We start from the raw sequence: 26,343 nt of genomic DNA on the forward strand, positions 1-26,343 counted from the left end.
AAACCTCAACCGAGGTTCATGTAGGGAATCAAGTACGGATATAGCGCCAAAACGCTGGCGTATGTTCAACACCCGCTTCAACTTGGCCGTAATGACCAATCGGTTTGACCATATTCAAATCCCCTGCGGACGATTCGCAGCGACAATGGGAAACGTTTCCAGATTCTTCGACACATTCCATCCAACCTGGCGCCTCCTGGCCCTCCAGAATGCCCGCGACGCGGTTGCATAGGGGCAAATGGCCGCCAGCGCCTCCCCCTCCTGCACGTGCCGAGCGATGTCCCGATACTTCACCTTTGCCGATTACCGCCGTTTCGGCCAACGCCATGGCTTCGATTACCGCGCTGATCCGGAACACCTGCGCGACGACCAGTGGGCTGGTCGCGGCGAAGTCAACGAACAGTTCATGCGCGGTGGCATGAGCCTGATCGCCTCCGACGTGCATAACCGGTTCCCCTATGTGGCTACCGCACAGCAACGCCCCGGGCTCGCCATCCGCGTGATGCTGCAGGGCCAGGTCGACGTGCGTATCCCGCGACGTGGAGGATTCACCTTGCGTGCCGGCACCGCGATGACCGCCCACCATCGCGACCAGATCGAGATGACCGGCGCGCACCCCGGCGAAACGCGCCTGCGCGGAGTCAGCGTGATCGTGCCGGGTGGCATCGATGCGGATGTTTTCCAGATGCCACAACTGGAAAATGCGCTTGGCACGCATCTGGAATGCCGCCACTGGGCCATTCCGCACGCCATGCTGCCGGTGCTGGGCCAGTTGTTCGACAGCCCGTGGCAGGACGGCATCGATGCCCTGTGGCGCGAGGGCGTGGCCCTGCAGCTGCTGGCCCTGGGCCTGCAGGCCGAGGATCTGCAGACCGACCCGGTGCGCACGCTGCGCGCCGGCCAGCGCGAGCGCCTGGAACGGGTGCGCAGCTACCTGCATGACGACCCCAGCCATGCCCACAGCCTGGTCGAGCTGGCCCGACTGGCCTGCATGAGCCCCAGCTCATTGCGCCGCCATTTTGCCCAGCAGTATGGAAGCTCGGTGTTCGACTACCTGCACGAGCAGCGCATGCGCCACGCCGAACAGGGCCTGCGCGAGGACGGCTGGACGGTTGAACAGGCCGCTGCCGCCAGTGGCTACCGACACCCCAGCAACTTCGCCGCCGCGTTCCGCAAGCGTTTTGGCCTGGTCCCCAGCCGCTGGCGCACCGGCCCCTCGAAAGTGGGGTGAACAGCCGGCGGCAGCGGGGGCTCTGCCGACGCCGCTGCGGATGCTAATGCAGGCCCCTGCCCTGCAGCGCCTGCATCACCCCTGCAGGCAGCTGGCAGGGCTGTTTCGGATTACTGTCCACGCGCCACCCCTGCCCCAGCAGCACGCCCTGCCCTTCGCCTGCGGCACCTTCCTGCGGAGTGCAGTGCACCGCGCTGGCCCGTACCACGCCATCCCGATCCAGCCACTGCCGCAGTCGGTAGGCATGGCGCTCGGCGTCGGTGTACTCGAAGCTGACCTCGACCATGCCTGGAACGCGGTCACCGCCGTCCTGCACCGGGACCGGTTTTACGCCGCCCGACTCGGACGTACGCTGCGCCAGCACGTTCTGGTCGCCGTCGTACAGCGTGATCCGGGTCTGCCACGCCTCATCATGGCCGACATACTGCCGCGTCCAGACGCGATCGTTCGACAACGGCAGGATCTCCGCATGGTCTGGCGGCAGTACCTCGCGCCCATCGGCCAGCATCATTCCGTAGCGCCCGTCACGCAGGAAGATCATGTGATCGGTCGCTAGCGCCTCGACCGATCCAAACGCTGGCGCCACCACCTTGCCGAGCGTGATGTTGTAGAGGTGGGAGTGTCCTTCTGCATCCTCCAGCACCAGCAGTGGCGGCGCGATGCGGTCTTCATGCAGCCGCAGCCCCTGTGGCATCAGATGCGGCTTCAGGTCCGCACCCAGCCATAGCCGTGGGCCCTGCTCGCCTGCCAGCGTTCCCATCACGCCGCTCGCCGCCGCACGATAGTCGGTCACACCGGCCTGTTCGAACAGCACCCTGCCATCGCAGTCGAGAATGGCGGCGCCAGCGCCTCCATCGGCATTGCGGAGTCGCCAGGGCAATGCTTGATGCCTATTGAAACTCAACGACCGCGCCTTGCCGACCACACGGGCCTGCGCGTCCACGATCACCTCATCGCCGTCTTCGCCGCGCAGCAGCCAGCGCCCTGGACAGTAGTCCACGATCACACTGTTGGTTCGTATGGGCAGCGCGACAAAACGCCCACCCTCCAGCAACCAGCCCCGTTCCGGCGTATCGCTGTCGAGGCCTCTGGCATACCGCCTTGCCCCCAGGGGAACAGTGCGGTCATCGTCGGGTCGAGCGCTGAGACGATAGTGAGGCCACAGTGCAGGACCTTGATACAGCGCAGAGTCGACGCGTGCGCCCGCTGCATCAGCCCGCATCCAGGTATCCATGCGACGCAGCCACCAGCCATTGTCACCCGCAGGCCGCGCTTCGTCGAAGTCGCCGCTCAGCAATACGGTGCCCGTTTCATCCTGTATGCGGCAGGGTTCCGTCCCATGATCGGCACAGATCACATAGACCTGCCGTTCGGTGAACGGTCCTCCCACCCAGATCTCCGGCCCGTCGATCCGCAGCACCTCGCGACCGTCCAGGCTGAAGAATCGAGTACCACCATCGCGGCCCTGCCAGACCACCCGATCCGGAGACAGCAGGCGCCACTCACCGGACTCAAGGATCGGTGCGAAGTGTACCCTGCCCTGTGCATCGGCCAGGCCGGTACCGAGGTAGCGCTCCTGTGCATCGCGCATCTCGACACGCCAGAGCCTCTCACTGCCTTGCAGGCGATCGTCATAGTGGACACGGCCGGCAAACTCATGAAGCAGGTGACCCTGATCATCAAACCACTGCGAACGCGGCGCCCGGCCGTTGCTCGCCTGGCTGTACCAATCGCTGCGGTACCAGCGACCCGGCGCCAGCGGGACGAGGCTCGCACCATCGGGGGCTACCCGCAGGGAGCCATCGGTACTGACCAACGCCTCCCCCTGGAACCCGTCCGCCCGAACGGCGAAGGCACCTGTATCGGCCATCGCCGGTCCCGTCGCCAGCATCACACAGCAGAGCAACATCCTTTTCATCATGCACACCATCCAGAGCAGGGATGCACGCTATGCGATGACGTGGGGCGATGCAATGCGGCTGCGGCCCGCCCTGTGCGAGCCGCAGTCGACGGTGCCTCAATACACCGGCAGATCGACGTAGCTGGCCTGCGCGGCGCTGTGCCAGACGCGCTGCGTGGCCTTCTGGTAATCGCCCGGCTTGGCCAGGTAGATGTTCGGCACGTAAGTCTGCGGGTTGCGGTCGTACAGCGGGAACAGGCTGGACTGCACCTGCACCATCACTCGGTGGCCCTTCTGGAAAGTGTGGTTGGCGTTGGGCAGGTCGAAGCGGTACGGCAGCACCTGGTTGGCGGCCAGCGGCTTCGGATCGCTGAAGCTTTCGCGGTAGCGACCTCGGAAGATCGCCAGTGACACCGGCAGCTCGTAGCCCCCCATCTCCGGCGTCGACGCTTCCTGGTCCGGATACACGTCGATCAGCTTCACCACCCAGTCGCTGTCGGTGCCACTGGTCGAGGCCTGCAGGTGCACCACCGGCGCGCCGCCGATGCGCAACGGCGCGGTCAGCGGTTCGGTGATGAAGGTCAGCACGTCCGGGCGGCCATCGACGAAGCGCTGGTCCTTGACCAGCCAGGTGGTCCACATGTCGCGGTCACCGAAGCGGACCGGGCGCGGCACGAACGGCACCGGCTTGGCCGGGTCGGACACGTATTCCTCGAAGTCGCCCTCGCCCGCCGCCGGCGCCTGGAATGCCAGCTTGCCGCCGGCGCGCAGGTACAGCGGCTTGCTGCTGGCGGCACAGCCCTTGTCGCAGCTGCGCGGCCAACCCTTCAAGCGGTCCCAGTGGTTTTCGCCAGTGTTGTAGATCAGCACCGGCGGCGTGTCGGCCTTCGGCGCACCGTCCACCAGGTACTGGTCGAAGAACGGCTTGAGCACGTCGCGGCGGAACTGCAGCGCGGTATCGCCATCGAACTTCAGCGCACCCAGTTCGCTGCCGCTGTAGTTCACCTGGCTGTGCCGCCACGGCCCCATCACCAGGTAATTGCGGTTGTTGCCACTGTCGCGCCCTTCCATCGCCTGGTAGGCGTGGTTGGCACCCCACATGTCCTCCTGGTCCCACAGGCCCTGCAGCCACATGGTCGGCACCTTCAGCGGTGTCTTTGCCATCACCGCATCCAGCGCCTGGCCCTGCCAGAAGGCGTCATAAGCCGGATGCTCGACCAGCTTCTTCCACCAGGTCAGCTGGTCCACGCCGGTGAAACGCGCGTAGTCGCCAGCCGAACCGATCCGCAGAAAAGTGCTGTAGTCGTCGTAGCCGAGACTGGGCAGCGGCGTACCCTTGCCGCGCTTCTCGGTCTGCATCGCGAAATAGTTGAAGTTGACCTGGCGGAACGCCCCGTAGTTGAGCCAGTCGTCGCCCATCCAGCCATCGACCATCGGGCTCTGCGGCGCAGCCACTTTCAGCGCCGGATGCGGGTCGGTCAGTGCCATCACCACGGTGAAGCCCTCGTACGACGAACCGAGCATGCCGACCTTGCCATTGCTCTCCGGCACGTTCTTCACCAGCCAGTCGATGGTGTCCCAGGTGTCGGTAGAGTGATCCACCTTGGTATTGTTCAATGGCCCGCGCAGCGGCCGGGTCATCACGTAATCGCCTTCGGAGTCGTACTTGCCACGGATATCCTGGAACACGCGGATGTAACCGCCGTCGACGAACACCTCATCGCCCTGCGGCAGCAGGTCGCGCATGCGCGGTGAATCACTGCGGCTGGCGCGGCCGGCGGCATCGTAAGGGGTGCGGGTCAGCAGGATCGGGGCGTTGCGGGCGCCCTTGGGCACCACGATCACCGTATACAGCTTGGTGCCATCACGCATCGGCACCATCACCACGCGCTTGTCGTAGTCACGACCGACATCGGGGGCAACGAAGGGTTTGCCGCTGATGTCCGGGGTCATCGGCGGGGTATCGGCGGCCAGCACGGTGCTGGACAGGCAAAGGGCGATGGCAACAGCAACGGCACGCACACGCATGGATAACCCCTCCCGGCAGGAAAGCCTCAAGCCTACTCCTGCCCCGAGCCGTGAAGTGTGTGCAGGCTTTGCATTCTGCGGTGGGTGCAGGCAGGACTGATGGCACATGTGCCTGCGGTGCCGCTGCGCTCGCCGGCGACCGGCACGACCGATCAGGCTGCCGCTACTTCATGCAGCGCCAGCCAGCGCCAACGGCCCTCTTCCTGCCGCAGCACGGCCAACGATTCCCGCCAGGCAACCGTCCCTTCGCCCACCGAATGCCCTTCGCGATAGCGCAGCACCGCCAGCGGCAACGGCGCCGCCACCGCCTGCACGGCCTCGATGGAAATCAGCAGGCCCGGACGCGCGCCATGGCCGCCCTCGAACAGCACCTGCACAGCCTGCCGATCCAACCGGCGCCCGGCGATGCCGACCATGCTGAAGTCCGCGCAGAAATGCGCCATCAGATCATCCAGCGCGTCGGCGCCGACGTCGGCACGGAACCAGGCCTGCAGTTTGTCGTGCAGGTGGTGGATTTCATGTTCTGCAGTGGTATCCATCAGGCATTCTCGGGTTGCGGAAAGGAAAGCTGTTGCGGCCGACACAGCAGCGCCATCGGCAGCAGGGTCAGTGCGGCGGCCAGCCCCAGCGCCACGCCGGTGGCATGGGCCGGCAGCCATTGCATGGCCAGTGCCAGCAGCAGCGCGATGGCCGCGGTGCCCAGGCAGAAGCTGAGCTGGCGATTGAGGTTCCAGAGAGCGCTGGCATCACCCAGCGCCTCACCTTCCACACCATGGAAGGCCAGTGTCTGCGCGGTACTGCTGCACAGACTGCCGCCGGCGCCCATCAGCGCGAACAACAGCCCGGCCAACGCGAAGGCCGGCTGCGGCAGCAGCGCCATCAGCAGCAGGCCGCTGGCCTGCAGCAGCATGCCGGCGCGCAGTACCATGGCCGGACCCAGGCGGACCAGCAGGCGTTTGCTGGCCGTGATCGCGATGGCCGAGGCCAGCGCCCACGGCAGCATCAACGCGCCGATGCGTGCAGCGCTGTAACCGGCCTGGTGCAGCTGCAGGGTACTGACCAACTGACTGCCGATGAATACGCCCGGCACTGCCAGATACACCAGCATTGCCAGCCTCAGCCCACGGTGGGACAGGAGCGACCAGCGCAGCAGTGGCTGCACCTGCCGACGTGCATGCCGCAGGTGGGCCGCCGCCAGCAGCAGCGCGACCAGCAGCAACACGGCACCGGCACCGCGATGTCCAGACTCGCCCAGCCAGGTCAGCGCCAACAGCAACGCGCCCAGCGCCAGCATCGCGGTAGACAGCGCATAGGCCTGTAGTCGCGGCGCACTGCGCGCGCCATCGGCCGGCATCCAGGCCAGCACCAGGCCGATTGCCATCACCGCCAACGGCAGGCTGGCCCAGAGCACGCCGCGCCAGGACAACCACTGCACCAACAGCCCGCCCAGCGCCGGCGCCAGTGCCGGCACCAGCAGGGCCACCAGCAGGATGCGGCGGGTCAGCGCGCCACGCTGGTCGGGCGTGCATTGCCGGTACGCCGCAGCCTGTGCCACGGGAATCAGCAGGCCGCCAGCCAACCCCTGCAGCAGGCGCCAGCCGAGCAGCCAGCCGATCCCCGGTGCGGCGCCTGCCAGCGCAGCGGCAACCGCGAACAACAGCAACGCCACCAGCAGCAAGCGACGCTCGCCGCAGCGCGCAGCCAGCCAGGGCGCCAACGGAATCACCACGCTCAGGCCCAGCATGTAGGCCGTGCCGACCCAGGCCAGGGTGCTGATATCGGCGTGCAGCTCCGCTGCCAATGCCGGATAGGCCACCGTGGCGATGAACATGTTGACCAGATCCAGGGCGAACACCAGCAGGAAGATCACCTCATGGCGCAGGCGGGGGGACGGCATCGGCGTTGCTCCAGCAGAGAGACCGCCAGCATGCCGCCCGGGCCTTGCTGGAAAAACACGACGACAGCTGCAACACTGTCAAACCTGTTTTGACAATGAATCGCCATGGTCAGCCTCGATCGCTTCGATATCTTCCGTGCCGTGGTCGAGGCCGGCAGCCTGACCGCAGCGGCCGATCGGCTCGGCCTGAGTCGTGCGGTGGTCAGCTTCAACCTGAAGCGGCTGGAGCAGGAGCTGGGCGTGACCCTGCTGCTGCGCAGTACCCGCCACCTGGCCCTGACCGAGGCCGGCGAGCAGTTCCTGCAGCACTGCGTGCAGGCGCTGGATGCCGCACAGGCAGCGATCGATGCCGCGCGCCGCGACCAGCACCAGTTGCAGGGCGTGCTGCGCCTGACGACCACACCGGAGTACGCACAGCTGCGCCTGATCACGGCGCTGGAGGCGTTCCGTGCCCGGCATCCGGCCTTGCAGCTGCACCTGTCGACCTCACCGGCACCGGCCGACCTGATTCCCGAACGCTTCGACCTGGCGATCCGCCTCGGCCGCCTGCCGGACTCGGGCCTGCACGCCAATGAACTGGAGCGCCACCCACTGTGCGCGGTGGCGGCTCCGTCCCTGCTGGCGCGCCTGCCCTCTGCCGAGGCAGCCGATGATCCTGTACTGCTGGGAACCCTGCCCCGCCTGGGCTACCCGCGCCTGGCCGATGTTCCGGTGGTGGCACCGGATGGCAGCGACGCCCTGTTTGCCACCAACCCGGGCAACGCGGTGGTGCGCGTGGATGGTGCCAGCAGCCTGCGCGCGTTCGCCTTGGCCGGCGCCGGGGTCACCGTGCTGCCACGCTGGCTGATCGAGGACGACCTGGCCCAGGATCGCCTGCGCCCAGTGCTGCGCCAGCACCTGTTTCCGCAGCAGAGTGTGTACGCGGTTTACCCGCACAGCACGCAGCCCTCACCGAAGGTGCGGCAGCTGATCGATTTCCTGCGCGACCGGTTCGCCACATGAAAAAGGGGACGGAGGGGATTAAGTCGTTTATGCATAAACGACTTAATCCCCTCCGTCCCCTTTTTCAGACACGGCCCTGTGCGGGCCGTGTCTTCAGGCATCAGCGCAACACCTGCTCCACCAGCTGCACGTCCACGCTCTGCAACGGTTCAGCGGCATTGCGCGACAGCTGCACCTGGTAGGTGCCACCGTCGATCTTCCACTGGCGGGCCTGTGCATCGTAGTGGGCCAGGGTCTTCGGCTCTGCTTCGATGCGGATGCGGCGCTGTTCGCCCGGCTGCAGGTTCACCTTGTCATAGCCGATCAGGCGGATCGGCGTGGTGCTGCCGGCCGGCAGCTTCAGGTACAGCTGGGCCACATCGGCACCGGCGCGCTTGCCGGTGTTGCGGATGTCCACGCTGGCGACCAGGCGCGAACCCTCCACGCTCACCTTCATGTTTTCATAGGTGAACGAGGTGTAGGACAGGCCGTGGCCGAAGGCGAAGGTCGGGGTCAGGCCCTTGGCCGCCATCCACTTGTAGCCGACGTTGGCGCCTTCGATATCGAAATCGAACACATCACCGAACGGCTTGGCCGGCTTGAAGCCGAGGCCGTCGATGTGCGGGCGCGGCAACTGCGATTCGTCCACCACCCAGGTCACCGGCAGGCGGCCGGACGGATTGACCTGGCCGGTCAGCAGCGCGGCAATGCCTTCGCCACCGCGGATGCCCGGGTACCAGGCCTGCAGCATCGCCGGCACCTGCGCCAGCCACGGCGTACGCACCGGGCCGTTGGTTTCCAGTACCAGCACGGTCTTCGGGTTGGCCTTGGCCACCGCCGAGATCAGTGCGTCCTGGTTGTCCGGCAGCTGCATGTCCGGCAGGTCCACCGATTCGGCAGCCCACTGCGTGGCGAACACGATGGCCACGTCGGCCTGCGCGGCGGCCTTGGCAGCAGCGGCAGCATTGGTGCCGTCCACATACTCGATGGTCGCGTCCGGGCGCGCTGCACGCAGCGATTCCAGCGGCGAGGACGGGTGGAAGATCACCGGGCCCGGCCAGGTGGTCGGCAGCACGCCCGGCACCGCGTTGGTACCCTTGGCAGTCACGCCCACCATCGACGAACCACCACCACCGATCACGCCCTTGTCGGCATGGCCACCGATGATGACGATGCGCTTCACGCTGTCAGCCAGCGGCAACAGGTTGCCTTCATTGCGCAGCAGCACGCTGCCCTCTTCCACCGTGCGCTGGGCAACGGCGAAGCCGGCCTCGGCATCCACCTTCTGGTGCTGCGGAGGGTTGTCGAAATTGCCGTGCAGGAACATCGTGCGCAGGATGCGCGCCACCATGTCGTTCAGGCGCGCCTGCGGCACCACGCCGCCATGCACGGCCAGGCGCAGCGGCTCGTCAAAGAACACCGCCGCGTCGAACACTTCACCCGCCGACTGCTGGTCCAGGCCGGCCAGCGCCGCCTTCGAGCCACTGTGCACGCCACCCCAGTCGGACATCACGAAACCGGGGAACTTCCATTCCTGCTTCAGCACCTGGTTCATCAGGTAGCCGTTCTCGCAGCCGTAGGTGCCGTTGATCTTGTTGTACGAGCACATCGCCACGCCCGGGCGGCCAGCTTCCAGCGCGATCTCGAAGGCCAGCAGGTCCGACTCGTGCATGGCCTGTTCGCCGATGCGCACGTCGTGGAAGTTGCGACGGGTCTCCATGTCGTTCAGCGCGAAGTGCTTCATCGAGGAGATCACGTGCTGGCTCTGCACGCCCTGGATCAGCGCGCCAACCATCGAGCCGGCCAGCAGCGGATCTTCACCGGCATATTCGAAGTTGCGGCCGTTGCGCGGGTCGCGCTGCAGGTTGACGCTGCCCGACAGCAGGATGTTGAAGCGCTGCTGCCATGCCTCGCGGCCCATGGTCGCGCCACCGGCGAAGGCGACTTCACGGTTCCAGCTCGATGCGGTGGACGGGCCCGACGGCATCGCCGTGGCGAAATCACCCGGGCGGATGCCACCCGGATTGGTCACGCCGACGCCGGCATCAGCCGACTGCTGCGACGGAATGCCCAGCCGTGCCACGCCCGGCACGAAACCGGCCGAACCGACCGCGCCTTCCGGCAACGGGCCACCGTCCTTGCCCAGCCCGAAGTAGCTGTGCAGCATCTGGAACTTCTCATCCTCGGTCATCGCCTTCAGCAGCAGCGCAGCGCGTGCATCGGCGTTGAGGGTGGTGTCCATCCAGGGCGTGTCGCCGTGCTTGTCGGCGGCATAGGCCAGGGTCAGCAACGTGGCGCGCAGCGTGCTGCCCGCCACCTTGAACGGCGCGCTGCTGGCAGCCTGGAAGCCGTCGCTGAAATAGCTGGCATCCGCTTCCAGCGCGACACGCGCCGGATCGAAGCCTGCGGCCTTGGCCGATTCACCGGCCACTGCGCCAAGCAGCACCGCCGGTGCGCCCAGCCGCGAACGGGTGACCAGCGCCGGCAGCTGCGCGGCACCTGCGCCGGCATCGGTATAGACCGCCACGGTGTGGCGGCCGTCGTCCAGGCGCAGGTAATTCAGGCCGGGCTGGTCCGGACCGGACTCAGCGGCGATCGGCAGCCGGGTCAGCACGGCCTGGCCGCGCTGGGTCTGGCCATCATCCTTGCCGGCAGCAATGAAGCGGTACTCGTAGCCCAGGCCGTCGGCCAGCACCTGCAGCGGGTCGATCTGACCGATGCCGCGCTGCACCTGGCGCACACTGACCGCGTCCACCTGCAGGGTCTTCAGCTGGGCAGCGAGGGCCGGCATCGCTGCAGCATCCGGCGCCTGTTCCAGGGTCAGCACGGTGAACGCGGCGGGGTCGGCCCAGGCCGGGGCGGCCAGTGCAGCAGACAGAGACAGGGACAGGGCGAGCGGCTTTGTAAACGTTTTCATCGGCAGGCGTAATTCCGTTGCCAAGGCAATCGGTCCAGGGAAAGTGCCGCCGAAGGGTGCAGCGTTCATGCCGCGCAGGGGTTGCCAGGCAACGTCCCGCAGGCCGAAGGACGGGCCGGTCTGCGCGCGGGACCCTCCTCCCGGCGTGACAACCTGCCTGCCCGGGCCGCGCAGGGCGACCCAATCATGTGAAGATTGTGCGAGGGCGTTCACACCTGTCAACAGGACCTAAGTCACAGAGGCAACCCGGCCAGCGGTTATCAGGCCATCACCGGCGGTCATCAGTGCGCCGCGCGGGGCTGCCGATAATGGAGATCCCTGGCCACGAACCGAGCCCATGACCGTCCACCGCGACTTCGACCATCTCTGGCGTGACCGCTGCGATACGTCCAGCCAGCGCGCGCCGCGCGTGTTGATCCGGGTATTCGTGGCCCCGGGTGAGCTGGAGCGCAGCGTGGCGTTCTATGAGCAGTTGCAGGGTGTGGTGGCCGATGCGGGCTTCCCGTTCCCGGAAGCCGGGCTGCGCCTGGCCATGGTCGGGGCCTTCCTGCTGATCGAGGGCAGCGAGGCGGCGCTGGCACCGTTCACCTCGACCACGGGGACGCTGCTGGTCGATGACGTCCGGCCCTATCACGACAAGCTGGTCGCCGCCGGCGCCGAGATCATCTTTCCGCTGCAGGTGGTCCCGACCGGGGCGGCGTTCAATGCGGTGCATCCCGATGGCACCGTGGTCGAGTACGTGCATCACCGGCCCGACCCGCACGGGCGCTGAGGGCGCGCGCGGCCGGGCTGCGCCCGGCACCCGCCGAGGCAACATCAACGTCAACAGCCAGAGCAACAGCAACAGCTGGGTTCCTGCAGGCAGGCGGGGTGGGTCCGGTTGCGGGGGACGGCGCAAGTACGTCCATGTAGCCTCGGTCGCCGCATCCATGCGGCTCACGCCCCCGCAACCGGACCCACCCCGCCTTCGACAATTCGCCGCAATCTGCAGTAGATCCACGCCATGCGTGGATGCTCTTCGATCAATCGTCGAATTAATCGATTTCGATGTAGATTCATCCACGCATGGCGTGGATCTACAATCCCTCCATGTCCTCCCTCGCCCTGCCCTGGAATGGCACGTTGCTGCTGGATGCGCACGCCGCCGTGCTTCACGGTCATGCCGGTGACAGCGCCGCACATGCGCACTACGCCCATCAACTGCTGCTGAGCGACCGTACGCCCTGGCACGTCGAGATCGATGGCATACGGCAGCAGGGCCAACGGTTGTGGCTGCCCTCCTTCCAGACGCACGCGATCCTGTCGGCGCCGGAAGCGGGCTGCACGGTGTTCCTTGAGCCGGCCCATGCCGATCCCACCCAGATCCAGCAGCATCTGCACGCGCTGCCGGGCAACGCGCTGAAGCTGCGCGACTGGCTGCCACGGCTGAGCCGCCCGCAGCCGCTGGATCGCCGCGTGCAGGCGGCGTTGGCCCGTATCGCCCAGCACCTGCCCGGCCCGGTGCCGGCCGCCGACATCGCCGAGGCGGCGCACCTGTCGACCAGCCAGCTGCACCGGCGTTTCCAGTCCGAGCTGGCAGTGACCCTGCGCGGCTGGGTGCTGTGGCAGCGGCTGCGCCGCGCGCTCATGCATCATCTGCGCGGGCACAACCTGACCGACAGCGCGCATGCCGCCGGATTCGCCGACCTGGCCCATCTGTCGCGCAGCCTGCGCCGCATGTTCGGCATCGGTGCCGCGCAGCTGCAGGGCCTGCAGCTGCACGCGGCCTGACATGTTCGATCATTCGCGCCTGCGCAGGCCTGCAGGCAGCTCCGGCACCTCGCCATGCGGCAGTTCGCGGAACGGCGCCAGCAGCTGCCCCGGATAATCGCGCGGATAGTCCGGTTGGCTGCCGATGCCAAGGTCGCGTTGCTGCAGCCGATAGTCCGGCGCATCGAAGGCGGTCCCCAGCAGATGATCCCAGATGGTCAGGAACAGGCCGAAGTTGACGTCGCCGGCGGTGCCGTAACGCATGTGGTGGAAGCGGTGCAGCGGCGCCCAGGCCATCACCCGGCCCAGCACACCCGGGCGCATGTCCACGTTGGAATGCTGCAGCAACAGCTGGATCGCAATGGCGAACGCCAGCACCGCGGCCACCGGCATCGGCAGGCCCAACAGCAGCAGCGGCAGTACGCCACCCACCGCTTCGGCCGCCTGGTGCAACGGGTGTTTCATCAGGCCGTTGAAGCCGTACATGCGGGTGACGCTGTGATGCACCGCATGCAGGCGCCACAACCAGCCGATGCGATGGCTGGCGTAGTGCACCAGAGTGATACCCAGGTCGGCGCAGACGATGGCCAGCAGCACCTGCAGCGCGAATGGCCACTGCAGCGGCCAAGCCTGCCATGGAATGATTGCCGCCAGCAGCGGCACCGCCGCGATCGACAGCAGGTTCAGGCTTTCGTTCACCAGTGCATGCAGGGCGTCACGCAGGCTGTCGCCGTGGTCGTGGTTGAACACAGGGTCGTAGGGCCACGCGCGCTCGGCGGCGAACGAGACCGCGATGGCGATCGCCAGCAAGGCCAGCAACCATAGCGGGTCACCGTGGCAGTGGCCGATCCAGACGACGGCAGCGACAACGAAACCCAGCAGGAACAGCGGGGCATACAGGCGGAGGATCCAGTGTTTCATGGGCAACCCGGGAAGTGAGGGGCCTGCATGCTGGCGTGGCATGCGGGTTACGGGCTTGAACAAACGGCGCAACCCGCGCGCACCTGGTAGACGCGGACCTTGGTCGGCATCGCGTTTCCCACATCCACGCATCACGCATGGCCTGGATCTACAATGGCGCCCTCATCGCGCCCGGGACCGGCATGGACTCCTTCAACCTGATGCGTGCCTTCCGCCGCATCGTCGAACGCGGCGGGCTGGCCCGCGCTGCCGAAGACCTGGGCATGTCGCCCGCCGGCCTGAGCAAGCAGCTGCGCACGCTGGAAGCGCACCTCGGCGTGGTGCTGCTGCAGCGGACCACGCGGCGCATGAGCCTGACCGAGACCGGCCACGCCTATTACCGCGAATGCTGCCGCCTGCTCGACGAACTGGAGGCGCTGGAACGCGGCATTGCCGAACAGCGCGGCGACGTGGCCGGGCGCCTGCGCGTGAATGCGCCGCAGTCGTTCGCGCTGAGCACGCTGTCACCGCTGTTGCCACGCTTCCTGCAGCAGCATCCGCAGCTGTCACTGGACCTGGTGATGGAAGACCGCCTGCTCGATGCAGTCGGCGAAGGTTTCGATGTGTCGCTGCGGCTGCGTGCCGAACTGGATGATTCACGCCTGGTGGCACGCCGGCTGGCCTCGCTGCAGCAGGTGCTGTGCGCGACGCCGTCCTACCTGCGGCAGCATCCGGCACCGCAGGCGGTGGACGATCTGCAGGCGCACAGCGTGCTGGCCTACAGCCTGTCCGACTCGCCCGGCAGCTGGCCGCTGCTCGGCCCCGATGGGCAGGTAACGATCACCCTGCCGGCGCGTGTCACCGTCAACAACAGCCTGCTGCTGCGCGACCTGCTGGTGGCCGGCATGGGCATCGGTGCCCTGCCCTCGTTCCTGGCGGCACCGGCGCTGGCCCGTGGCGAACTGCAGCAGGTGCTGCCCGACCACCGCTATCCGCCGCGCTTCGTGCATGCGGTCTATCCCACGTCGCGCCACCTGCAGCCCAAGGTGCGTGCCTTCATCGATTTCCTGCACGCCGAGCTGCCCGGCTGCGCCGGCCTGGATTCGTAACCGCCAGCGAAAACTGAGCTGCCCGCGGCGTGCTGTTTCGGCCACGCCGCACTGCCTAACCTGCCGCCTCCCCTCTCACCGATGGCAGGCAGATGTCTTCCGTTCCTTCCCCCGCCACCGCTGCGCCGGTGGTCGATTTCTTCCACGACGTGGTCTGTGGCTGGTGCTTCGTACTGGCCCCGCGCCTGCAGCAGGTCTCCGCCGAACTCGGCATCCAGGTGCGCCACCGCAGCTTCGTGCTGCAGGACTCGCGCGCGCAGATGGTCGAGGTGTTCGGCTCGATGGAGCGCGCCAAGGCGATCATCCTGCGCCACTGGACCGACTGCGCCGCGCATGAAGACACCGCGCGCATCGATATCGAAGGCATGCGCGCACAGGACTTCGAGTATCCGTCCGGCTGGCTCGGCGCACTGGCCTGCCAGACCGCAGGGCTGATCGGCGGCAATGACGCCCATGGCGAGATGTTCGACGCGGTGCAATGGGCGCACCTGCACCAGCACCGCAACATCGGCGATGCCGAAGTCCTGCTGGATATCGCCGAATCGCTGGGCCATCCACGTGGCGCCTTCGCTGACCACATGCGCAGCGAGGCAGTGCGCCAGCGCGTGCAGGCCGATCGTGCCGAAGCCGCTGCCCTCGGCATCCGCTCCATTCCCACCGTGATCGGCGGCAACGGCCTGCACCTGCAGACCCTGCCGCTGCCGCAACTGCGCCAGGCCCTGGCGCCCCTGGTCGCGGCCTGAGCCGCACCGTCCCCCACCCTGCAAGGAGATTCCCCATGACCCCACGTACCCTGGCCACCGCGCTGGCCCTGCTGCTGGCCGGCACCGCCGCATCCACCACCGTGTCCGCGCACGAACGCGTTCCCTCCGGCCAGCAGGTCGGCACCAGCCCCTGGGGGCCGAAGGACGAGATCGGCCGCCTCAACCTGATCACCGAAGCCTCGCGTGCGGCGATCCTGTCGCGGGTCAGCGGCGGCAAGGCCTATGACCTGGCCACCGAATACTACGTCGGCATGCCCAGCTGGCAGGATGCCGGCGACCCGCACTACCAGTTCTGGATGACCCACACCCCGCGCGGCACGGTGATGGATGATCCGATGGGCGTGGGCGAAACCATGAACCTCACCCGCAGCTACACCGGCACCGCGTTCTCGATGTACAGCCACACCGGCACCCACATCGATGCGCTGAACCACTTCGGCATCCACGGAAAGATCTGGAACGGCTTCGAGGCCGACAAGCACCTCGGCGACCGCGGCTGGAATGTCACCGGCATCGAGAAATTCCCGCCGCTGATCGCGCGTGGCGTGCTGATCGACGTGGCCGGCGCCAAGGGCGTGGACATGCTGCCGGACAGCTACCGCGTCACCCGCCAGGACCTGAAGGATGCACTGGCACGCCAGAAGGTGAAGCTGCAGCAGGGCGACGTCGTGCTGATCCGCACCGGCCGCATGCGTCTGTTCGAACAGCCCAAGGCGTACATGGCCAACCCGCCGGGCATGGGCCTGGACGCGGCGCGCTTCCTGGTTGAGGACAGCGGCGCGATGATCGTCGGCGCCGACAACCTGAGCTTCGAGACCTTCCCCTCGGAAGTGTCCGACGACTACGTGCCGCTGCACACCTACCTGCTGGCCCAGCAGGGCGCGCCGATCATCGAGCTGGTGGCGCTGGACGAACTGGCCCGCGACAAGGTCTACGAGTTCGCTTTCATTGGCGGCCCGCTGAAGATCCGCGGTGGCGATGCCGCGCCGCTGCGCCCGGTCGCGCTGCCGGTCCGCCCGTAACCGGGGCCTGTGGGTGCCGGCCTGGGTCGGCATTCCATCCCATGCCGGGTGGGTGCCGACCTTGGTCGGCACTCCTTTACCCCTTCAGCAACCTGAAACCCGACTCTCCGATTTCATTAGTAATTCTACTTACAACGCGAGTAGCATGTCCGGTCTCAGCCCCTGATACCGGCCCGTCGATACTCGCGCCATGCCCGCCGTTTCCGCCCATTCCTGCCGCTTCCAGCCCGTCTGGCGCCTCCCTTGGAGGACCCGCTGATGGGGGCCGTCGTTGCCCTCGACCGGCTGCTGGACGGGCGCCAGCTATGGCGCGGCCCGGCCCGCCAGGGGCCGGCCAGCGATCACCTGGCCAGCGGCCACCCGGCGCTGGACGCACGCCTGCCTGGCGGCGGCTGGCCGGCCAGCGGGCTGTGCGAGGTACTGCAGGCGGCGCCGGGCGTGGGCGAACTGGCGCTGGTCTGGCCTGCACTGGCCAGGCTGAGCCAGCGCGACCGCCCGATCGTGCTGGTTGCCCCGCCCTATCGACCGCATGCCCCGGCCTGGGCCGCGGCCGGGCTGGACCTGGCCCAGCTGCAGATCATCCACGCTGCGCCGAAGCAGGCGCTGTGGGCAACCGAACAATGCCTGCGCTCTGCGGCCTGTGCCGCGGTGCTGTGCTGGCCACACCAGGCCGACGACCGCGCCCTGCGCCGCCTGCAGGTAGCGGCCGACAGCGGCCAGTGCCTGGGCTTCGTGTTCCGCGAGGCGCAGGCAGCACGCAATCCTTCCCCGGCCAGCCTGCGCCTGCAGCTCGACCACGGCCAGGTGCGGGTGCTGAAGTGCCGTGGCGGCCTGCCGCCAGCGCAGCCGTTGCCACTGGCCATCGCTCACTGAGGCCGCGCCATGCACTGGGCCTGCCTGTTGTTGCCGCAGCTGGCGCTGGACAGCGTGCTGCGCCTGCAGCCGGACCCGCAGCGGCCGCTGGTGCTGCTGCAGGGGCCGGCGCAGCGTCGCGTGCTGCGCGCGGTCAGCCCGTCCGCACGCGCAGCAGGGCTGCGCCCGGGCATGCTGCTGTCGGCTGCACAGGTACTGGTGCAGGACCTGCAACTGCACGAGTATGACCCCGGCACCGAACTGCGCACCCGGCAGCTGCTGGCCAGCTGGGCATACGCCTACAGCTCGCAGGTCAGCCTCGATTTCCCGCATGCGCTGGTATTGGAGATTGGTGCCAGCCGCGCCCTGTTCGGTGACTGGCTGACGATCGAGCAGCGGCTGCGCAACGAACTGCATGAACTCGGTTTCCGCCACCGCCTGGTGGCCGCACCCACCGCGCATGCCGCGCGCGTGCTGGCCAACGTCCACGATGGCCTCGGCATCGATGCACAGCAGCTGCCGGCGGCGCTGGCACAGCTTCCCTTGCCTCGCTGTGGCCTGCCCAGCGATGCGGTGACCGTGCTCGGCCGTTCCGGCCTGCGCACGCTGGGCGCGGTACTCGAGCTGCCGCGCGACAGCCTGGCCCGGCGCTTCGCACCGGAGGTACTGCAGCAGCTGGACGCACTGCGCGGCCTGCCCACCGCGCCACTGCGCTATTACCAGCCACCGGACCGTTTCGATGCGCGCATCGAATTCGAATACGAGATCGAATCCAGCCAGGCCCTGCTGTTTCCGCTGCGCCGCCTGCTGCTGGACCTGGCGGCCTTCCTGTGTTCGCGCGATGGCGGCGTACAGCGCTTCGACCTGCATTTCGAACATGACCTGCTACCGGCCAGCGTGCTGACCATTGGCCTGCTGGCGCCCGAACGCGATCCCGCACTGCTGTTCGAGATCGCACGCAACCGCATGGAAGCGTTCGCCCTGCCCGCCGGCAGCCGCGCACTGCGCCTGCAGGCCGAGCAACTGCCACCGTTCGTGCCCGCCGCGCGTGACCTGTTCGATACCCGGCCGGCACAGGCGATGCCCTGGAACCAGCTGCGCGAGCGCCTGCGCGCGCGGCTGGGCGATGACGCCGTGCAACCGCTGGCCGTGCAGGCCGACCACCGCCCCGAGCGTGCCAGCGGCACCCAGCCTGCGGCCAAGCCACCGGCATACTGGCCACTGCGCCCCGGTTGGCTGCTGGACACCCCGCAACCGCTGCGTGACCCGCGCCTGCGCATCGTCGCCGGGCCGGAGCGGATCGAATCGGGTTGGTGGGACCAGGCCGACGCGCGCCGCGACTACTACGTGGTGGAAACTGCTCACGGCCAGCGCGGTTGGGCCTTCCGCGCGCGCAACGACCTGCATGCACCGTGGATGCTGCACGGCTGGTTCGGCTGAGCCGCCATGCACAGCGAACTGCCCGGCTACGCCGAACTGCACTGCCTGTCGGCCTTCAGCTTCCAGCGCGGTGCTTCGATTGCCGAAGAACTGTTCGCGCGCGCCGCCGGCCAGGGCTACCGCGCATTGGCGATCACCGACGAATGCTCGCTGGCCGGCATCGTGCGCGCCTGGCAGGCGGCGAAGACGCATGGCGTAGCACTGATCGTCGGTGCCGAATTCCAGGTCGAGGACGGGCCGAAGCTGGCCCTGCTGTGCACCGACCAGGCCGCCTACACCGGGCTGTGCCAGTTGATCACCACCTGCCGGCGACGCGCGGCCAAGGGCGAGTACCGCTGCCTGCGCGAGGACCTGCTCGGCCTGCCCGACGGCCTGCTGTGCCTGTGGCTGGACCGGCAACCGGCCGCCACCGATCTGGAACTGCTGCGCGCCGGCTTCGATGATCGGCTGTGGCTGGCGGTGGAGCTGCATCACGAGCACGACGATGCACGCCGCCTGCAGCAGCTGCAGGCCTTCGGCGAACGCCACCGCCTGCCGCTGGTCGCCAGTGGCGATGTGCACATGCATGTGCGGCGCCGCCGCGCCCTGCAGGACACACTGACCGCGATCCGCCACCGTTGCAGCGTGGCCGAAGCCGGCTGGCGCCTGTTTCCCAACGGCGAGCGCCACCTGCGCCCGCGCACCGCGCTGGCCCAGCTGTATCCGTCCGCCCTGCTGGCCGAGACCCTGCGCATCGCCGAGCGCTGCCACTTCACCCTGGAACAGCTGCAGTACACCTATCCACGCGAGCTGGTGCCGGAGGGCCACGATCCGGACAGCTGGCTGCGCGTGCTGGTCGAGCGTGGCATCCCGTGGCGCTGGAAAGGCGGCATCGAACCGGCACAACGCAGGCAGATCGAGCACGAACTGGCATTGATCAGGCAGAAGAACTACGCCTCGTACTTCCTCACCGTGCAGGACATCGTGCGCTTCGCGCGCAGTCAAAACATCCTCTGCCAGGGCCGTGGCTCGGCGGCCAATTCTGCGGTGTGCTTCGTGCTGGGCGTGACCGAGATCGACCCGGCACGCAGCAATCTGCTGTTCGAGCGCTTCATCTCCGCCGAGCGCGACGAACCACCGGATATCGACATCGATTTCGAGCACGAGCGCCGCGAAGAAGTACTGCAGTACGTGTTCAAGCGCTATGGCCGCGAGCGCGCCGCCCTGACCGCGGTGGCGATCAGTTACCGTGGCCGCAGCGCGATCCGCGACGTGGCCCGTGCACTCGGCCTGCCGATGGACCAGGTCAACGAACTGGGCGCGGCGATGGACCACTGGGGCGGCCACGTACCACTGCCGGAGACCCTGCGCGAGCGCGGTTTCGACCCGGACACGCCCTTGATGCAGCGGCTGCTGGCGCTGACCGCCGAGCTGATCGACTTCCCGCGCCACCTGTCGCAGCACCCGGGCGGTTTCGTGATTTCAGAGCATCCACTGTCGACCCTGGTGCCGGTGGAGAACGCGGCGATGGCCGACCGCACCGTCATCCAATGGGACAAGGACGATCTCGATGCCACCGGCCTGATGAAAGTCGACTGCCTGGCGCTGGGCATGCTCACCGCCATCCGCAAGTGCCTGGCGATGCTGCAGCAGCATGGCCTGCACAGCGGGCGCATGGATGCGATCCCCGACGAAGACACCCCCACCTACGACATGATCAGCGCCGCCGACACCATCGGCGTGTTCCAGATCGAGTCGCGCGCACAGATGGCGATGCTGCCGCGCATGCAGCCGCGTAATTTCTACGACCTGGTGATCGAAGTGGCGATCGTGCGCCCCGGCCCGATCCAGGGCGACATGGTGCACCCCTACCTGGAGCGGCGCCGGCTGCTGCGCGAGCAAGGCCCGCAGGCGCTGGACACCCTCGATGAGCCGCTGTACCCGCCGCAGCTGGAGCGCGTGTTCGCGCGTACCCTGGGCGTGCCGCTGTTCCAGGAACAGGTGATGCAGCTGGCGGTGGATGCGGCCGGCTACACCCCGGGCGAGGCCGATGCCCTGCGCCGCTCGATGGCGGCCTGGAAGCGCCGTGGAGGCCTGGAGCCGCACCGCGAAAAGCTGCTGTCCGGCATGCTGAAGAACGGCTTCAGCCGCGAGTACGGCGAGCACCTGTTCGAGCAGATCAAGGGCTTCGGCGATTACGGCTTCCCGGAAAGCCACGCCGCCAGCTTCGCCCTGCTGACCTATGCCAGCTGCTGGCTGAAGTGCCATCACCCGGCGGCGTTCACTGCCAGCCTGATCAACAGCCAGCCGCTGGGTTTCTACAGCCCCGACCAGCTGCTGCAGGACGCACGCCGGCATGGCATCGGCGTGCTGCCGGTGGACGTGCGCCACAGCGACTGGGACTGCACGCTGGATTTCCGCAAGGGGCCGGCGGCGATCCGGCTCGGCCTGCGCCTGATCGAAGGCTGCAACGAAGCGGCCGTGCAGGCCATCATGCGCGAACGTGAGCGTCGCCCGTTCGACGATGTCGGCGACCTGTGCCAGCGCACCGCACTGGACCGCCGCCAGCAGGGCCTGCTGGCCGATGCCGGTGCGCTGCGTGGGCTTAGCGGCCATCGCCATCGTGCACGCTGGGATATCTCCGGCGTGGAGAGCCGTCTGCCGCTGTTCGACCAGGCCCGCGCCACCGCCGAAGCCCGCGTGCCACTGCCCCTGCCCAGCGCCTGGGAAGACATGCAGGCCGACTACCGCAGCACCGGCACCACCCTCGGCCGGCACCCGGTCTCGTTCCTGCGCACGCAGCTGCGCAGCCGTGGCTGCCTGGATGCCGCGCAGCTGGCGGGCCATGGCCATGGCCGTCGCGTGCGCATCGCCGGCCTGGTCCGCATGCGCCAGCGCCCGCAGACCGCCAGCGGCGTTACCTTCCTCACCCTCGAAGATGAGACCGGCATGGTCAACGCCGTGGTCTGGCGGCACCTGGCCGATCGCCAGCACCGGGTACTGGTCGACACCCAGCTGATGCAGATCGACGGCCGCCTGGAACGCGTCGATGGCGTGCAGCATGTCATCGTGCAACGCATGCACTGCCTGGATGAACTGCTGCAGGGGCTGCGCAGCCACAGCCGCGATTTCCATTGACGATACACAGCGTCACACAACGAACTGGCCATCGGTCGCCCGCATCCGCTATCGTCGCTGCATCCAAGGAAGGACGACACGATGCCCCGTGCACTGCTGCTGACCACGCTGGTGGTCTCCATACTCGCCCTGCTGGTTTCCGGCTGGACCGCCTGGAGCCTGCATCGCAGCCAATCGCCACAGCGCATCATCGAAGCGCGCGGGCTGATCATCCACGACGGCACTGGCCAACCCCGGGTGATCCTCGGCGCGCCGGTGCCCGATCCACTCAGCCGGGGCCGTACCCAGGGGCCGCGCGCCACCGCCCTGTCCGGCCTGATCCTGCTCGGCCCGGATGGCTCCGAACGCGGGGGCTATGGCACCAGCGATCGCGGCGGTGAAGCCGTGCTGACCCTGGATGATGCCAATGGCACCACGGAAGTATTCAAGGTGGTGGCCAACCCGGACCGCGGCGCCAGCCTGATGGTCAAGCACCAGAACAACACCGGCGCCATGCTCACCTCCTGGCAGGGCAAGCCGGAACTGATGTTCGTCGATGACAGCGGCCAGTCCTACTACGTGCGCCCCGGCGCCAACGCTGCGCCCTGATCTGCTTTTGTAGCGTCGAGCCATGCTCGACTGCTTCTACCAACAGCAGCCGAGCATGGCTCGGCTCTACAAAGGCGAAGCAAAGTCGAGCATGGCTCGACGCTACAGACCGCACACCGCCGCCAGGTCATCGGCCAGCTGCCGCAGCTGCGCCGCGCCCAGCGCCGCGCAGGTGATGCGCAGGCCATGCCCCGGTGCAGCCACCGCGAACACTTCGCCAGCACGCACATGCCATCCGCGCGCAGCCAGCGCCAGCACCTGCGGATGGCTGTCGGCCGGCAACGGCAGCCACAGGTTCAATCCCTCCATCGGCAACGGCGTCGGCACGCCACGCACGCGCAGCAGTTCCTGCAGCGACTGCAGGCGCTGCTGGTAACACTCGCCTGCCGAGGCGATCTTCGCCCGCTGCGTCGCCGATGCCAGCACCGAGGTGGCGGCATCCTGCAGCAGATGACTGACCCAACCGGTGCCGGACGCCAACCGCAACCGCAGCCGCATCGCGGTCTCTTCATCACAGCCCAGCCAGGCCAGGCGCAGGTCCGGGCCGAGCGGTTTGGACAATGAGCGCAACAGCGCCCAGCGCCGGCCATCCAGCGGCAGTACCGAGTGGTAGGCCTGCTGCGAAAGCAGCGCGTAATGATCGTCGACCAGCACCGCCACCTGCGGGTAGGCCGCCAGCAGCTGGCGCAACGCCCGTGCCCGCTTCGCATCCAGGCTGGCCCCGGTCGGGTTGTGCGCACGCGGGGTCAGCAGCACCGCGCGTGCACCGGCCTCCAGCGCCTGCCGCAGCGATTCGACCTGCATACCATGCGCATCCACAGCCACCGGCAATGGCGCGTGGCCCACGGCATTGAGCACATTGAGGCTGCCGAGGAAGCATGGATCCTCCACCGCAATGCGATCACCCGGCAGCAGCCATGCCGCCAACAGGCGCTCGATGCCATCGACCGCGCCATGGGTCAGCTCCAGCGCGTAGCCCTCGGGGCAGTCCGCATCCAGCGAGGCGCGTGCCAGCGTCTGCAACCTCGGGTCGACCGTGCCTACGCCATACAACCGTGGCGCCGCCGGGGCCAGGCGCAGGTTCGGCAGCAGGCGCGGATCCGGGTTGCCACCGGCCAGGTCCTGCAGCGCCAGCCCCGGCGTGCTGCCCTCGCGTGCCAGCGTCGGCGGCAGGCCACGCACCACGGTGCCACGACGGCCCGCCGTGCTGGCCAGGCCGGCCGCATCCAGTCGCTTGTAGGCCGCAGCCACGGTGTTGCGGTTCACACCCAGCTGCTCGGCCAGCTCACGCACCGGCGGCAGCACGCTGCCGGCCGGCAGGCGACCCTTGCCGATGCCATCGCGGATGCTGTCGAAGATCGACTCGGCGCTGTGCCCGGTGATTTTCATTTTGTCCTATGCCAAAATATCTCTTGTCCTGTGCCAGTGTATCCCACCCTGGCCACCCTGCATTGGAGGTGCCCGCATGCCCCTTGCCGCTGCCGACTGGCCCGTCGCCCAGTCCGTTGAACAGATCGCCGCCAACCTTGTCACGGTGCGCCAACGCATCGCCGATGCCTGCGCCCGCGTCGGCCGTGACCCGGCCAGCGTGCGCCTGCTGCCGGTCAGCAAGACCGTCGATGACGCCCGCATCCGCATGGCGGTGGCCGCCGGTTGCCGCGAGCTGGGCGAGAACAAGGTGCAGGAGGCGCAACGCAAGGCCGAGACGATGGCCGATCTGGGCGTGCACTGGTCGGTGATCGGGCATCTGCAGACCAACAAGGCGCGCTACGTGGCGCGCTTCGCCAGCGAGTTCCAGGCGCTGGACAGCCTGCGCGTGGCCGAAGCACTGCAGCAGCGCCTGCAGCTGGAAGACCGCACCCTGGATGTATTCGTGCAGGTCAACACCTCGGCCGAACCCAGCAAGTACGGGCTGGAACCGGAAGCCGTCGAAGCCTTCGTGCAGCAGCTTCCCGCATTCGACCGGCTGCGCGTGCGCGGCCTGATGACCCTGGCCATCTTCACCCCGGAGGTCGAGCACGTGCGCGCCTGCTTCGTGCGCCTGCGCGAACTGCGCGACCAGCTGCAGCGCACTGCACCTCCCGGCATCGACCTGTCGCAGCTGTCGATGGGCATGTCCGGCGACTTCGAAGTGGCCATCGAGGAAGGCGCCACCGTGGTCCGCGTCGGCCAGGCCATCTTCGGTGCCCGTGCCACCCCGGACAGCTTCTACTGGCCGAACAGCGGAGCCCCGGCATGAAGCGCGCGGTCGTCCTGCAACACGTCGCCTTTGAAGACCTCGGCACCCTGCAACCGTTGCTGCTGGCGCAGGGCTGGCAGCTGCAGGTGCTGCAGGCCGGTGTCGACGCCCTCGATCCGGCCGAAGCCGCCGACCTGCTGGTCGTGCTGGGCGGTCCGGTCAGCGTCAACGACGTAGATCTCTATCCCTTCCTCAACGACAGCATCGCGCTGCTGCAACGTCGGCTGCAGCAGCAGCGACCCACGCTGGGCATCTGCCTCGGCGCGCAGCTGATGGCGCGTGCACTCGGTGCCGACGTCGTCGCCAGTGGCGGCAAGGAGATCGGCTTTGCGCCGCTGCTGCTCACCGATGACGGCCAGCGCTCGCCACTGCAGGCACTGCAGGGCATTCCGGTACTGCATTGGCATGGCGAGGCGTTCGAACTTCCGGCCGGTGCACGCCGCCTGGCCAGCACGCCGGCCTGCCGCCACCAGGCCTTCGCCATCGGCAACCATGCGTTGGCACTGCAATGCCATCCGGAGCTGGACGCGCGCCAGTTCGAGCGCTGGCTGATCGGTCACACACTGGAACTGGCGCAAGCCGGCATCGATCCGAACGATCTTCGCGCACAGGCACGTCGCTATGGCGCGCCATTGGCCGCGGCTGCCACCGCGATGTTCGACCACTGGCTGCAGGGCCTGCCGGAGCTACCGCGATGAACTACCGGTTGCAGATCCACCGCGATGGCGCCTACTGGGGCCACTTCGACTGCAGCGGCCCCGACGCCCTGCAACGCATGGACGCCATGGTCGCGCAGCTGCCTGCCGATCAGGGCTTCCAGCTGAAACGGCAGAAGGGCGTTGGCGAAGAACGCATCCTGTCCAGCAATGCCGATGGCCTGCGCGTACTCGCTTCGCAGATCCAGTACCGCGACATCTGACGATCGCCACGGTAATGCCGGCCGCTGGCCGGAACCCGACGGAGAACAGGTTTGCCGGCCAGCGGCCGGCACTACCCCGGCTGTTCGCCCGCATGCGAAGCTTCACCCATGTTGACCCTGCAACGCGGCAGCCACCACGGACTGCTCATCGCACCGCGCTGGCCCTCCACCCGCATCCAACTGGAAGAAGAGGTACTGCAACGCCTGTGCGACGCACAAGCACTGCTGCCTGCCGGGCTCCGCCTGCTGGTCACGCGCGGCTTCGAACCCAGCCACAGCCGCCTTGGCAGCTTCCGTCGTGGCGTGCGTTGGCTCGGCATCGCGGTGTTCCGGGCCTGCTATCCGCAACGCCATGATGAGGTCGACGCCATCTTCGGCGCCAACGGCCACGACATCGATGGTCGTCATATCGATGTCTCGCTGGTGCTGCATGGCAAGCGGCTGCGGCTGCTGCCACTGGGCGTGTTCACCCCGCCGCGCTGGCAGGATCGTCGCGTCGCCCGCCATGCCGAAGCAGTCGCGCAGGTGAAGTGCAGCCTGCAGCACTGCGGCTTCGAGCTGCATCACAACCCCACCGAAGCCCTGCAGATCCACTGCGATTATCGTCCGCGCTGACCCCGCGGTCGGCCATGCGTGTTGCGCCCGCCCATAGATGCAAATGATTCTCTTTTGCTGTAAGGTGCAGCCGCT

Annotated in this window: 22 protein-coding genes; 15 read left to right on the forward strand and 7 right to left on the reverse strand. The window is 67.7% G+C overall.

The window, feature by feature from the left end; all coding sequences use genetic code 11:
* Positions 1 to 277: 277 nt before the first annotated feature.
* On the forward strand, positions 278 to 1,231 hold the full coding sequence (locus tag EGM71_RS12140) for a helix-turn-helix transcriptional regulator (protein ID WP_188485135.1): 954 nt from the start codon (positions 278 to 280) through the stop codon (positions 1,229 to 1,231).
* Positions 1,232 to 1,274: 43 nt separating this feature from the next.
* Here EGM71_RS12140 and EGM71_RS12145 read toward each other — a convergent pair whose 3' ends face one another.
* The 4 genes from EGM71_RS12145 to EGM71_RS12160 form a co-directional block, all read right to left on the reverse strand.
* Entirely contained in the window at positions 1,275 to 3,149 is a 1,875-nt protein-coding gene (locus EGM71_RS12145) for a hypothetical protein (RefSeq protein WP_223224459.1), read from the reverse strand.
* 99 nt (positions 3,150 to 3,248) lie between these two features.
* Positions 3,249 to 5,159: a CocE/NonD family hydrolase gene (locus EGM71_RS12150; protein ID WP_188485136.1), complete on the reverse strand. Its 1,911-nt coding sequence runs from the start codon at positions 5,157 to 5,159 to the stop codon at positions 3,249 to 3,251.
* Between the two features lie 152 nt (positions 5,160 to 5,311).
* A complete protein-coding gene (locus tag EGM71_RS12155) occupies positions 5,312 to 5,698 on the reverse strand; it encodes a DUF4440 domain-containing protein (RefSeq protein WP_188485137.1) in 387 nt (128 codons plus the stop codon).
* Positions 5,698 to 7,056, reverse strand: a complete 1,359-nt coding sequence (locus EGM71_RS12160) for an MFS transporter (RefSeq protein WP_188485138.1) — start codon at positions 7,054 to 7,056, stop codon at positions 5,698 to 5,700. The genes EGM71_RS12155 and EGM71_RS12160 overlap by 1 nt, the downstream gene beginning before the upstream one ends.
* Positions 7,057 to 7,161: 105 nt before the next feature.
* Between EGM71_RS12160 and EGM71_RS12165 the strand changes: the two genes are divergently transcribed.
* A complete protein-coding gene (locus EGM71_RS12165) occupies positions 7,162 to 8,058 on the forward strand; it encodes a LysR family transcriptional regulator (protein ID WP_188485139.1) in 897 nt (298 codons plus the stop codon).
* Positions 8,059 to 8,158: 100 nt separating this feature from the next.
* Here the strand turns inward: EGM71_RS12165 and EGM71_RS12170 are convergent, their stop codons facing one another.
* Positions 8,159 to 10,954: a beta-glucosidase family protein gene (locus tag EGM71_RS12170; protein ID WP_188485140.1), complete on the reverse strand. Its 2,796-nt coding sequence runs from the start codon at positions 10,952 to 10,954 to the stop codon at positions 8,159 to 8,161.
* Positions 10,955 to 11,291: 337 nt separating this feature from the next.
* Between EGM71_RS12170 and EGM71_RS12175 the strand changes: the two genes are divergently transcribed.
* Together EGM71_RS12175 and EGM71_RS12180 are read left to right on the forward strand one after the other, a co-directional pair.
* On the forward strand, positions 11,292 to 11,726 hold the full coding sequence (locus EGM71_RS12175; protein WP_021204492.1) for a VOC family protein: 435 nt from the start codon (positions 11,292 to 11,294) through the stop codon (positions 11,724 to 11,726).
* A gap of 293 nt (positions 11,727 to 12,019) precedes the next feature.
* Positions 12,020 to 12,724, forward strand: coding sequence for an AraC family transcriptional regulator (locus EGM71_RS12180; RefSeq protein WP_188485141.1), 705 nt, complete (start codon positions 12,020 to 12,022; stop codon positions 12,722 to 12,724).
* Between the two features lie 9 nt (positions 12,725 to 12,733).
* Here EGM71_RS12180 and EGM71_RS12185 read toward each other — a convergent pair whose 3' ends face one another.
* On the reverse strand, positions 12,734 to 13,624 hold the full coding sequence (locus tag EGM71_RS12185) for a sterol desaturase family protein (protein WP_188485142.1): 891 nt from the start codon (positions 13,622 to 13,624) through the stop codon (positions 12,734 to 12,736).
* Between the two features lie 137 nt (positions 13,625 to 13,761).
* On the opposite strand from EGM71_RS12185, the gene EGM71_RS12190 reads away from it, so the two are divergent.
* From EGM71_RS12190 to EGM71_RS12220, 7 genes are all read left to right on the forward strand, one after another.
* On the forward strand, positions 13,762 to 14,712 hold the full coding sequence (locus EGM71_RS12190) for a LysR family transcriptional regulator (protein ID WP_223224461.1): 951 nt from the start codon (positions 13,762 to 13,764) through the stop codon (positions 14,710 to 14,712).
* A gap of 92 nt (positions 14,713 to 14,804) precedes the next feature.
* Complete coding sequence (locus EGM71_RS12195) at positions 14,805 to 15,455, forward strand: DsbA family oxidoreductase (RefSeq protein WP_188485143.1); 651 nt, start codon at positions 14,805 to 14,807, stop codon at positions 15,453 to 15,455.
* 35 nt (positions 15,456 to 15,490) lie between these two features.
* Entirely contained in the window at positions 15,491 to 16,498 is a 1,008-nt protein-coding gene (locus EGM71_RS12200; RefSeq protein ID WP_188485144.1) for a cyclase family protein, read from the forward strand.
* Positions 16,499 to 16,756: 258 nt separating this feature from the next.
* A complete protein-coding gene (gene imuA / locus EGM71_RS12205) occupies positions 16,757 to 17,371 on the forward strand; it encodes a translesion DNA synthesis-associated protein ImuA (protein WP_125430412.1) in 615 nt (204 codons plus the stop codon).
* Between the two features lie 9 nt (positions 17,372 to 17,380).
* On the forward strand, positions 17,381 to 18,790 hold the full coding sequence (locus EGM71_RS12210; protein WP_188485145.1) for a Y-family DNA polymerase: 1,410 nt from the start codon (positions 17,381 to 17,383) through the stop codon (positions 18,788 to 18,790).
* A 6-nt stretch (positions 18,791 to 18,796) separates the two neighbouring features.
* A complete protein-coding gene (locus EGM71_RS12215) occupies positions 18,797 to 21,907 on the forward strand; it encodes an error-prone DNA polymerase (protein ID WP_188485146.1) in 3,111 nt (1,036 codons plus the stop codon).
* Positions 21,908 to 21,988: 81 nt separating this feature from the next.
* Positions 21,989 to 22,495 carry a hypothetical protein gene (locus EGM71_RS12220; RefSeq protein WP_049443333.1) on the forward strand — a complete coding sequence of 169 codons (507 nt, stop codon included), beginning with the start codon at positions 21,989 to 21,991 and terminating at the stop codon, positions 22,493 to 22,495.
* A 102-nt stretch (positions 22,496 to 22,597) separates the two neighbouring features.
* Here EGM71_RS12220 and ptsJ read toward each other — a convergent pair whose 3' ends face one another.
* Complete coding sequence (ptsJ, locus tag EGM71_RS12225) at positions 22,598 to 23,884, reverse strand: transcriptional regulator PtsJ (protein WP_188485147.1); 1,287 nt, start codon at positions 23,882 to 23,884, stop codon at positions 22,598 to 22,600.
* A 76-nt stretch (positions 23,885 to 23,960) separates the two neighbouring features.
* On the opposite strand from ptsJ, the gene EGM71_RS12230 reads away from it, so the two are divergent.
* The 4 genes from EGM71_RS12230 to EGM71_RS12245 all read left to right on the forward strand — a co-directional run bounded on the left by EGM71_RS12230 (position 23,961) and on the right by EGM71_RS12245 (position 26,268).
* Positions 23,961 to 24,734 (forward strand): YggS family pyridoxal phosphate-dependent enzyme, encoded by a 774-nt coding sequence (locus EGM71_RS12230; protein ID WP_188485148.1) that lies wholly within the window; start codon positions 23,961 to 23,963, stop codon positions 24,732 to 24,734.
* A complete protein-coding gene (locus tag EGM71_RS12235; protein WP_188485149.1) occupies positions 24,731 to 25,432 on the forward strand; it encodes a glutamine amidotransferase in 702 nt (233 codons plus the stop codon). The genes EGM71_RS12230 and EGM71_RS12235 overlap by 4 nt, the downstream gene beginning before the upstream one ends.
* Positions 25,429 to 25,653 (forward strand): hypothetical protein, encoded by a 225-nt coding sequence (locus EGM71_RS12240; RefSeq protein WP_188485150.1) that lies wholly within the window; start codon positions 25,429 to 25,431, stop codon positions 25,651 to 25,653. Before EGM71_RS12235 ends, EGM71_RS12240 begins: the two co-directional genes overlap by 4 nt.
* Before the next feature lie 108 nt (positions 25,654 to 25,761).
* Positions 25,762 to 26,268 (forward strand): hypothetical protein, encoded by a 507-nt coding sequence (locus tag EGM71_RS12245; RefSeq protein ID WP_188485151.1) that lies wholly within the window; start codon positions 25,762 to 25,764, stop codon positions 26,266 to 26,268.
* The last annotated feature ends 75 nt before the right edge of the window (positions 26,269 to 26,343 follow it).

Origin of the sequence: Stenotrophomonas maltophilia (assembly GCF_006970445.1) — a bacterium.
In the GTDB taxonomy this organism is placed as follows: Bacteria; Pseudomonadota; Gammaproteobacteria; order Xanthomonadales; family Xanthomonadaceae; genus Stenotrophomonas; species Stenotrophomonas maltophilia_AU.